General features: G+C 62.8%; 6 protein-coding genes. 4 read left to right on the forward strand and 2 right to left on the reverse strand.

What is annotated here, in order from left to right:
* The first annotated feature begins 105 nt into the window (after positions 1 to 105).
* Positions 106 to 4,947, forward strand: a complete 4,842-nt coding sequence (locus ACESMD_RS09005) for an NAD-glutamate dehydrogenase (protein ID WP_372612384.1) — start codon at positions 106 to 108, stop codon at positions 4,945 to 4,947.
* 67 nt (positions 4,948 to 5,014) lie between these two features.
* Here the strand turns inward: ACESMD_RS09005 and mgtE are convergent, their stop codons facing one another.
* Complete coding sequence (gene mgtE / locus ACESMD_RS09010; RefSeq protein WP_372612386.1) at positions 5,015 to 6,367, reverse strand: magnesium transporter; 1,353 nt, start codon at positions 6,365 to 6,367, stop codon at positions 5,015 to 5,017.
* A 154-nt stretch (positions 6,368 to 6,521) separates the two neighbouring features.
* On the opposite strand from mgtE, the gene ACESMD_RS09015 reads away from it, so the two are divergent.
* On the forward strand, positions 6,522 to 7,592 hold the full coding sequence (locus tag ACESMD_RS09015) for a quinone-dependent dihydroorotate dehydrogenase (protein ID WP_372612388.1): 1,071 nt from the start codon (positions 6,522 to 6,524) through the stop codon (positions 7,590 to 7,592).
* A gap of 31 nt (positions 7,593 to 7,623) precedes the next feature.
* Here the strand turns inward: ACESMD_RS09015 and rmf are convergent, their stop codons facing one another.
* Positions 7,624 to 7,830 (reverse strand): ribosome modulation factor, encoded by a 207-nt coding sequence (rmf, locus tag ACESMD_RS09020; RefSeq protein WP_102589670.1) that lies wholly within the window; start codon positions 7,828 to 7,830, stop codon positions 7,624 to 7,626.
* Positions 7,831 to 8,113: 283 nt separating this feature from the next.
* Here rmf and rlmKL point away from each other — a divergent pair, with 283 nt between their 5' ends.
* On the forward strand, positions 8,114 to 10,312 hold the full coding sequence (gene rlmKL / locus ACESMD_RS09025; RefSeq protein WP_372612391.1) for a bifunctional 23S rRNA (guanine(2069)-N(7))-methyltransferase RlmK/23S rRNA (guanine(2445)-N(2))-methyltransferase RlmL: 2,199 nt from the start codon (positions 8,114 to 8,116) through the stop codon (positions 10,310 to 10,312).
* Positions 10,313 to 10,391: 79 nt separating this feature from the next.
* On the forward strand, positions 10,392 to 10,739 hold the full coding sequence (locus tag ACESMD_RS09030; protein ID WP_372612393.1) for a glutaredoxin family protein: 348 nt from the start codon (positions 10,392 to 10,394) through the stop codon (positions 10,737 to 10,739).
* Positions 10,740 to 10,804 lie beyond the last annotated feature (65 nt).

Raw genomic sequence — 10,804 nt, forward strand, 5'->3', positions numbered from 1 at the left:
TGACATCCGCCATGCGAAATACGCCAGTTCGATGAGGGGGCAGGCAAACCCCTCCATAATAATTTCCGACCGTCAGCCGGCGGTCGCAGGCAGCCGAGGTGATGGATGCAGCATGTGACGACCAATGACATCCGACAGGATCTGCTCAAGCAGCTGTCCGAGAAGCTCTCCAGCCGACTGGAGCAGCCCAAGGCCGAGGAAATTCAGACCTTTGCCGACTATTTCTATTCCATGGTGCCGAGCGATGATCTGGCCGACCGTCGTCTCGACGATATCTATGGAGCGACGCTCTCGGTCTGGCATTTCATCCAGCAGTTCGATCCCGCCGAACCCAAGGTACGGGTGTTCAACCCCGATTTCGAGGAGCATGGGTGGCAGTCGACGCATACCTTCGTGGCGATCCTGCACCAGGACATGCCGTTTCTCGTCGATTCGGTACGTATCGAGCTCACCCGTCGCGGCATCACGGTACATGCGATCCATAACGCCGTCCTGGCGACGCGCCGGGCCGGGCAGCACCAGCTGGAGGAGGTGACCTCCCCCGGTGAGGCCGGGGCACCCCCGGGACGGGAATCGCTGATCGTCATCGAGATCGATCGCCATTCCGATCCGGCCGTCCTCGACGATATACAGGCCAGCCTGCACGAGGTACTGGTTGATGTCCGCACGGCGGTGGCGGATTTCGAACCCATGCGCGAACAGGTCCGCCATGCCCTCGAGGAGGTCAAGGCCGGCTGTCCCGCCCAGGTCGATCCCGAGGATCACAAGGAGGCGATTGCCTTCCTGGATTGGCTGCTCCACGACAACTTTACCTTCCTTGGCTATGACACCCATGAGGTCAGCGTGGTCGACGGCGACGAGCGCCTGGAGAAGGTGACGGGAAGCGAGCTGGGGGTATTCCGACTCGAGCAGCCCCGTTACCGTGAGCGCATTCGTACCGATATCGGCGTGCAGGGGGATCACTATGTGCTGGTGCCCCAACTGCTGGCGTTCGCCAAGAGCGCCTGCCACGCCCGGGTCCATCGTCCGACCTACCCCGACTACATCTCCATCGATCGCTATGATGACCAGGGACGAGTGATCGGTGAGCATCGCCTGCTGGGGCTGTTCACCGCCACCATGTACAACGAATCGCCACGCAATGTGCCTATCCTCAGGCGCAAGCTGCAGGCCGTGATGGAAACAGCCGGCTTCAATCCCAAGGGGCATAACGGCAAGCAGTTGTTGCAGATCCTCGAGGTCTATCCTCGCGATGACCTCTTCCAGATCGACCTCGATGAGCTGGTCAAGACGGCGCTGGGTATCCTCGATATCCGTGAGCGTCGCCGAGTCCGTCTGTTCGTTCGCGAGGACCTTTTCGGGCGTTTCTATTCCTGTCTGGTGTTCGTTCCCCGCGATGTCTTTTCCACGGACCTGCGCCTGCGCGTCCAGGCCCTGCTCTGCGAGGAACTCGATGCCACCTTCGGCGACTTCAATACCTACCTGTCGGAGTCGGTCCTGGCGCGGATCCAGTTCATCATGCGTTTCAAGGGCGATGGCCCTGCCGACTATGACCTCCGGCGCATCGAGTCCAAGCTGGTGCAACTGGCGCGTAACTGGCGGGATGACCTGCAACTTGCAAGTATCGAGGGGTTCGGTGAGGAGCAGGCCAACTGCCTGATGGATCGCTTCCGGAATGCCTTCCCGGCCAGCTATCGGGATGATTTCTCCCCCAGGACGGCGGTCCTCGACCTGCACCACATCAACGAACTGGATGACGGCGCCACCCTGGCCCTGTCGCTGTATCGACTCGTCGAGGAAGAGGGCAGCGGGGTCAACCTCAAGCTGTTCCATCGTGATCTGCCCATCCCGCTTTCCGATGTGCTGCCGATGATGGAGAACCTCGGCTTGAGGGTGATCAGCGAGCGCCCCTACGAAGTCCAGGCGTCCGACAGCACCTACTGGATCCATGATTTCGACCTGGAGCACCACACCCGCAACGAGGTCAATCTCCAGGACATGCGCGATGACTTCATCCAGGCCTTCCAGCGGATCTGGGCCGGGAATGCGGACAACGATGCCTTCAACCGCCTGATCATCAGCGCCAACCTGGACTGGCGGGAAGTCGCCATGCTGCGGGCCTATGCCCGTTACCTCAAGCAGATCCGTTTCGGTGTCTCCCAGGACTACATGGCCAATACCCTGGTCAACTCTCCCGAGATCACCCGGGAACTGGTGGGTCTGTTCAAGCTGCGCTTCAATCCCGGGGAGCGCCCCGAGGACGGACAGATCGACGACTGCCTGGCGCGTATCATCGGGCTGCTCGATGGCGTGGCCAGTCTCAACGACGATCAGCTGCTGCGCCGCTATGTGGAGCTGATCCAGGCGACTCTGAGGACCAACTACTACCAGACGGGAAGCGATGGTCTTCCCAAGGATTACCTCTCCCTGAAGCTCGAACCCTCCCGTGTCACGGGGATTCCCAATCCATGTCCGATGTTCGAGATCTTCGTCTGCTCGCCGCGGGTAGAGGGTGTGCACCTTCGCGGTGGCAAGGTGGCCAGAGGCGGCTTGCGGTGGTCCGACCGCCAGGAGGATTTCCGTACCGAGGTGCTGGGGCTGGTCAAGGCACAGCAGGTCAAGAATGCCGTCATCGTGCCCGTCGGCGCCAAGGGTGGCTTCGTCTGCAAACGGATGCCTGACGGGGCCGACCGGGATACGCTCCAGAAGGAGGGTATCGCCTGCTACAAGATCTTTATCCGCGCCCTGCTCGATATCACCGACAACCTCAAGGGGGGTGGCGTCGTGCCGCCCGAGGATGTCGTCCGTCATGACCCCGACGACCCCTACCTGGTAGTGGCTGCCGACAAGGGCACGGCGACCTTTTCCGATATCGCCAACGAGATTTCCGCGGAATACGGACATTGGCTGGGCGATGCCTTCGCGTCGGGCGGGGCCAACGGCTATGACCACAAGAAGATGGGCATCACGGCCAAGGGTGCCTGGGAATCCGTGCAACGTCACTTCAGGGGCCTTGGGCTGAATACGCAGCAGGACGAGTTCACCGTGTTAGGCGTCGGTGACATGGCGGGCGATGTGTTCGGCAACGGCATGTTGCTGTCCGACAAGATTCTGCTGGTGGGCGCCTTCAACCATATGCATATCTTCGTCGATCCCGCGCCGGATGCCGCCGCCACCTTCGCCGAACGCCAGCGCCTCTTCGATATGCCGCGCTCCAGCTGGGAGGATTACGACGCCGGTCTCATCTCGGAAGGGGGGGGGATCTTCAAACGTAGCGCCAAGTCGATCCCGATCTCCGCGCAGATGAAGAAGCTCTTCGCCATCAAGGAAGATAGGCTGTCCCCGAACGAGCTGATTCGCAACATGCTCAATTCATCGGTGGACCTGCTCTGGAATGGCGGGATCGGGACCTACATCAAGCACACCGAGGAGACGGATGCCGACGTGGGTGACAAGGCCAATGACGCCTTGCGCATCAACGGTACCGAGCTGAACTGCAAGGTCATCGGCGAAGGCGGTAACCTGGGCTTGACCCAGCGAGGCCGGATGCAGGCCTCGGCCCGTGGTGTACGGGTCTATACCGACTTCATCGACAACGCCGGTGGCGTCAACTGTTCCGACCATGAGGTCAATATCAAGATCCTGCTCGACGAGGTGGTGGAGCGGGGTGACATGACCACCAAGCAGCGCAACCAGTTGCTCGCCGAGATGACCGAGGACGTCTCGGCGCTGGTCCTGCGCGACAACTACCGCCAGACCCAGGCACTGGACCTCGCCGAGATCCTCTCCCGGCAAGGCATCGGGCCCTTCAAGCGTTTTATCAGTGAGCTTGAATCCAGCGGCCTGATCGACCGCGAGCTGGAGTTCCTGCCCGCCGACGAGGAACTCCTGGAACGCGTCGCCAACGAGCAGGGCATGCTGTTGCCGGAGCTCTCGGTCTTGATTTCCTATGCCAAGAGTACCCTCAAGGGCGACCTGATCGTCTCGGACGTGCCCGATGATCCGACCATGGTGCGTCATGTCGAACGGGTCTTCCCGACGGTGCTGAGCGAGCGTTTCCATGACGAGATGTACGAACACCGCCTGAAGCGCGAGATCGTGGCGACCCAGGTGGCCAATGACCTCGTCGATCACATGGGAATCGTCTTCGTGCGGCGTCTCATGGATTCCACGGGTGCCGGTCGTGCCGATATTGCTCGTTGCTATGTCATTGTTCGTGACAGTTACCAGCTGCCGATACTCTGGCAGCAGATCGAGGCCCTGGACAACAAAGTGCCGACGCCAGTGCAGTACGGCATGATGCTCGACATGATGCGCCTGGTCCGCCGCGCCACGCGCTGGTTCCTGCGCAACAGGACGGGCCTGTCCACTCAGGATGCCATTGCCTACTTCCTGCCGCGCCTGTCGCAGTTGCAGGACAACATCGGCAAGCGCCTGCGTGGTGAGGAGTACGACACCTGGGTGGCCCGTCGCGATGAATTGGTGGCCGCCGGTGCCCCCCAGCCATTGGCCTCGACCGTCGCCGCCGCCGGCAGCCTCTATGCAGCCTTGGGTGTCATCCAGGCCGCGCGCCAGACCGATGAAAAGCCACAGAAGGTGGCCGAGGTCTTCTACGAAATCGGTGACCGTCTGGAACTTCCCTGGATGATTCAGCAGGTCACCGAGCTCAAGGTGCGTGACAGTTGGCAGGCCCAGGCCCGTGAGACCTTCCGCGATGATATTGACCGCCAGCAGTTGGCCCTGACCGTCAGCGTCATGAAGATGCAGGGCGGACCCAAGGATCCGGCGGAACGCGTCAGCCATTGGCTGACACTGCATGAGTCCATGCACCAGCGCTGGCGTCGACTGATCGATGAGGTCAGTGGCGGTAGCCAAGGCGGTTTTGCGCTCTTTGCCGTGGCCGTTCGGGAACTGGTTGACCTGGCGGAAAGCAGCCGGGAAATCTGACGCCGGACGTCATGCCCCCCAGACAGGAATCCCGCCGTCAGGCGGGGTTTTTGTCTGGGGGCAGCGCTTACAGCAGGAAGATGGTGGCGAGCCCCAGGAAGGCCATGAAGCCGACCACATCAGTGACGGTGGTGAGGACCACCGAGCCCGACAGGGCGGGGTCGATGCCCATACGCTTGAGCACAAGCGGGATGGCGATGCCCGCCGCCCCTGCGGCGAGCATGTTGATGACCAGGGCGGCCGCGATGATCAGGCCGATCCCGATACTGCCGAACCACAGCACGGCCAGGACGGCGACCACCAGCGACCAGCCCACGCCGTTGAGTACGGCGATGCCGATTTCCTTGCGCATCAGCCAGTTGCTGTTGGTCTGGCTGATCTGGCCCAGGGCCAGGCCGCGGATGGCCAGGGTCAGGGTCTGGCTGCCGGCGATCCCGCCCATGCTGGCCACGATGGGCATCAGCACGGCGAGGGCGACGATCTGGTCCAGCACCTCCTCGAAGCGTCCGATGACCCAGGCGGCGAGGAAGGCGGTGACCAGATTGATGCCCAGCCATACGGCTCGGCGCTTGGCGCTGGGAAGCACCGGGGCGAAGAGATCCTCCTCTTCGTCGAGACCCGCCATGTTCATCAGCGCCTGCTCGGAATTGTCGCGAATCACGTCGACGATGTCGTCGATGACGATACGGCCGAGCAACATCCCGTTGACGTCGACCACCGCCGCCGAGACGAGGTCATGGGTCTGGAAGAGGGTGGCCACCTCTCGGGTCGGCATGTCCATGGCGATACTCTTGACATCGCTATCCATCAGGTCGGCCACGGCCATTTCCGGAGGATGGGAGACCAGCCTGGCAAGCGGCAGGGTGCCGACAAAGAGGCCATTACGATCGACGACCATCAGGGCGTCGGTGTTGTCGGGCACCGACTCCTTCCAGCGCAGGAAGCGTTGCACGGTCTCCAGGGAGACATCCGCGCGAACCCCGATGCTGTCCGTACGCATCAGTCGTCCGGCGCTGTCTTCCTCGAAGGCCAGCGTCTCCTCCAGTCGCCGGCGCTGCAACTCGTCCATGGAACGCAGCATGTCCTCGGCTACCAGCTGAGGCAGGTCATCGAAGAGTTCCGCCAGGTCGGTGGTGTCGAGTCCTGCGGCGGCCGCCTTGATTTCGGCGGGATCCATGTCGTCGATGAGGGTACTGCGCACCTCATCATGCACATGAAGCAGCACCTCACCGTCGACTTCCACCGGCACCCGTTCCCAGAGCGTGATGCGCTCGACCGGCGGCAGCGATTCCAGCATCAGGGCGATCTCGGCCGGCTCGAAACCGGCCATGATCTCATCCACCTCGTCGAACTGCCCTTTCCTCAGCGCGGTGTGAATGCGCGACAGGCGATGTTCGAGCGTTTCAGTGGTTTCCTTCATGTAGCCTCCTTGGCAGTCATGGATCGAGGGTCCTGGTGCAGCCCCTCAGGGGCATGTCAGTTAATCATAAAGATGCCGTCAGCGGGATCATGGTGAGGGCCAAGGCCCACTGGTATACTCGCGATCCGCGATTTTTCTCTTGTCCGGAGACGCCATGTACTCGCTTGCCCGTTCGATGCTGTTTCGGCTGGAGGCCGAGACCGCCCATGGCCTTGCCCTCGCCGGCCTGGACCTGGGCCATCGGCTGGGACTGGCGTCTCGTTTCCTCGGCTCCCGTGTCGAGGATCCGGTTGAGTTGATGGGACTCCAGTTTCCCAACCACGTGGGCCTGGCGGCGGGAATGGACAAGAATGCCGAGCACCTGGGGCCCCTCGGTGCCCTGGGTTTCGGCTTCATCGAGGTAGGTACCGTGACGCCCAGGCCCCAGGATGGCAACCCCAGGCCCCGTCTCTTCCGGTTGCCCGAAGGGGCCGCCCTCATCAACCGCATGGGGTTCAACAATGCCGGGGTCGCGCGTCTGATCGAACGGGTCCAGGCCAGTCACTATAGCGGCATCCTGGGCATCAACATCGGCAAGAACCTCACCACGCCGGTGGAGCGGGCGCTGGACGACTACCTGGCCTGCCTGGAAGCGGTGCATGCCCATGCCGACTATGTGACGGTCAATATCTCCTCGCCCAATACACCGGGGCTGCGCAATCTCCAGTTCGGCGATCATCTGGATGACCTTCTCGGGCCGCTGCGTGAGGCCGGTAACCGGCTGGACCGCGAGACTGGAAGACGCGTTCCCCTGGCCGTGAAGATCGCCCCGGACATGGTTCCGGAGGAGATCGCCCTGGTGGCAGGGTCCCTGGAGCGCCATCGAATCGATGCGGTCATCGCCACCAATACCACGGTCTCCCGGGACGCACTGGCGGGAATGGCCCATGCCGAGGAGTCGGGCGGACTCTCGGGTCGACCGGTATTCGAACCGTCCAATAGGGTGATACGTGAACTGCGCAGCCACCTGCCCGGGATGCCGATCATCGGCGTCGGCGGCATCGACAGCGGGGAGGCCGCCGTCGCCAAGCTGCAGGCCGGGGCGGACCTGGTCCAGCTCTACACCGGCTTGATCTATCGTGGTCCGTCCCTGGTGCAGGAATGCGCTCGCGCCCTTCGGGAACACGAAAAAGCCCGTGATTCTCTCACGGGCTTGTCAGCGGGGTCATCGACCTCGGGTCAATGACCAGTGAACCTGATGAAGACGAGTGAAAGGTTCACATCACCATGGGATTCTTGTGGATGCCGGATACACCTGTCATGCCCGACCACTGATCACCCCGACCCTCACGCCAACCGCTCATCCAGTATTCGCGAAGATTGATTTCTTGACTGGGACAGTCATCACGGGAGCGACCTGAGACACCTGCCTTGTACCCGTGAATGTAAGCACGCTGGAAGCGATCACGTTTCTGTCGTTTCATTGGACTACCTCTTGATAAGGTATCAACCTGAACCAGCCGAGTGCGTCAGCCAGGTCCGTTGCATGTCCGAACCCAGTGCCGAAGATGACAAGATCTAATTGCGCCATCCCGGAACGGATCCGATGACAGGAAACGCATGCGTTCTTTCCAGTAGCTACTCACCTATTGATAGTCCATATCACTCATGATTGTCGACTGTTGATTTGTAACCACCGGGTTACGCGATCGTCATCCGCCACATCCTGTTCTCCGTCCGCCGGCTCAGGATACCCAGGAATCATCCATGACTGAATCTCAACACCATGAATCCCTGGAGTTTATCGCCACCTGTCCCAGAGGGATCGAGTTGCTTCTGGCCGATGAACTCCTGGCGCTGGACGCCGAGCCAGGCAAGACGACCGTGGGTGGGGTCCATTTCCGGTCGAGCCTCGCTCAGGCCTATCGGATCTGCCTCTGGTCGCGGCTGGCCAATCGGGTGGTGCTCACCCTGCTCAACGAGCAGGGTGTCGACACCCCCGAGCAACTGCGAGGACGAGTGGCCGGCATCGACTGGCGCCGCCATCTGGCGCCCGGCGGCACCCTGGCGGTGGATTTCCACGGGCGCTCCGAGGCGATCCGTCATACCCGCTTCGGTGCCCAGACCGTCAAGGATGGGGTCGTGGAACGCCTGCTGGCCGAGGATCGGCCACGTCCCGATGTCGACCTCCGTCACCCCGACCTGCGACTCTACGCCAACCTGCACCGCGGGCGCCTAGTCCTGGGCGTGGATTTCGCCGGAGACAGCCTGCACCGGCGCGGCTATCGTCGAGACGTCGGCCATGCCCCGCTCAAGGAAAATCTGGCGGCGGCCCTGCTGGTGCGTGCCGGCTGGCCGACATTGGCCCGCGAGGGAGCGCCCCTGGTGGATCCGCTCTGTGGCGCCGGGACCCTGTTGATCGAGGCGGCGATGATGGCCGCCGACATCGCCCCGAATCTGACCCGGGAGCGCTTTGGTTTCCATGGCTGGGCGGGCCACCGGCAAGACCTCTGGGACGAGCTCCTGCGTGAGGCCCAGGCCAGGGCCAGTATCGGCCGCAAGCGCTGTCGCTCCCGCCTTTACGGGTTCGATGAGAGTCCGCCGGCACTGGCCGCCGCCAGGGCCAACGCCATGCGGGCGGGGTTGCCGGCACTCATCGAGTTGCAGGGTGCCTCTCTGGCCCAGCTCCAGCGCCCGGCGGAGCTGCTCGAGGCGCCCGCCGGTCTGGTGATCACCAACCCGCCCTATGGGGAACGCCTGGGCGAGCTTCCCGAACTGGTGACCCTCTATGGGCTGCTGGGGGAGCGGGTCAAGGCAGCCTTCCCGGGCTGGCAACTGGCGGTATTCACCGCCAATCCGGACCTTGGACACCGTATCGGCCTGCGAGCTCACAAGCAGTATGCCCTGCACAATGGCCCCCTGGAGGCGAAGCTGCTGTTGATGGCGATCCCTGCGGGGGATGAGCCCGGCGAGTCGACCCAGCTGGCGCCACCTCGGCACTCGAAGGGCGCGCAGATGTTCGCCAACCGTCTGGAGAAGAATCGCAAGCGGCTCAGGAAATGGCTCAGGCAGTCCGGTGAAAGTTGCTACCGGCTCTATGACGCCGATATGCCGGAGTATGCCCTGGCCATCGACGTCTACGCCGACCGGGTGCATGTCCAGGAATATGCCCCCCCCAGGAGCATCGATGCGGCCCAGGCCCAGAAGCGCCTCTTCGACGCCCTCTCGGTGATTCCCGAGGTGCTGGATGTCGATGCCTCGGCGATCGTCATCAAGCGCCGCGAACGCCAGAGTGGCAAGGGACAGTACGAGAAACAGGCGGCCAGTGGCGAGCGTTTCCAGGTCCAGGAGGGGCGCGCGCGGCTCTGGGTCAACCTGCGCGACTATCTCGATACGGGACTCTTCCTCGACCACCGCCCCGTGCGTCGCCTGCTGGGCGAGATGGCCGCCGACACGCGCTTTCTCAACCTCTTCTGCTACACTGCGGCGGCCACGGTGCAGGCCGCCCTGGGCAGCGCGGCCGCCGGGGGCGCCAGCGAGAGTGTCAGCGTGGATCTGTCCAATACCTATCTCGACTGGGCCAGGGACAATTTCGCCCTCAACGGACTCGACCCCGGCCGCCATCGTCTGGTACGCGACGACTGCCTGCGCTGGCTTGCGACCACCGGCGGTGAGTTCGACCTGATCTTCCTCGACCCGCCGACCTTCTCCAATTCCAAGAAGATGGCCGACACCCTGGATATTCAGCGTGACCACGGCCGGCTGGTGCGCCTGGCCATGGCGCGACTGGCGCCTGGGGGCACCCTGGTTTTCTCCAACAACCAGCGGCGTTTCACGCTGGATGCGGATCTCGCCGAACAGTTCCGGGTGGAGGACATCTCGGCCCGGACCTTCGACCCCGATTTTAAACGCCGCCCGGATCTGCATCACTGCTTCCTGATCCGTCACCGGGGGGACGCGGCATGACTCCTTCGACCCGCCTTTTATCTGGTAAACGCCGCCCGGATCTGCATCATGTCTATCTGATACGCCAGAGGGAGACACCATGATCCAGCTGAGGTTCTATACCACTCTGGGCTGTCATCTGTGCGAACAACTCCAGGCCTTGCTGCTGACCCTGGCCGCAGACGAGGTCTGGTTGGAGAAAATCGAGATCAGCGAGGATGACGCCCTGGTCGAGCGTTACGGAATGCGGATCCCGGTGCTGGAGGACGAGCGGGGCGAGGTCCTCGACCGGGGCTTCGATGCCCCTCGGCTGGCCGCGTGGCTTTCCGAGAGGGGCAGGCTGGACGAGGCCGCCTGGGAGGCCCTGCAACGCCAACTGGCGGGTGAGGTCGAGCCTCGCGAGATGACGCGCGCCGTGATGCGTGGCGGCAGGCGCTATCTGGGCTGATGGCCTTCGGCCAGTAACAAGGTCCGAGTAGCAAGTGACAAGGAAACCCGTTCTATCCAGCCCAG

Source organism: Halomonas sp., from assembly GCF_041689495.1.
Taxonomy (GTDB): domain Bacteria; phylum Pseudomonadota; class Gammaproteobacteria; order Pseudomonadales; family Halomonadaceae; genus Halomonas.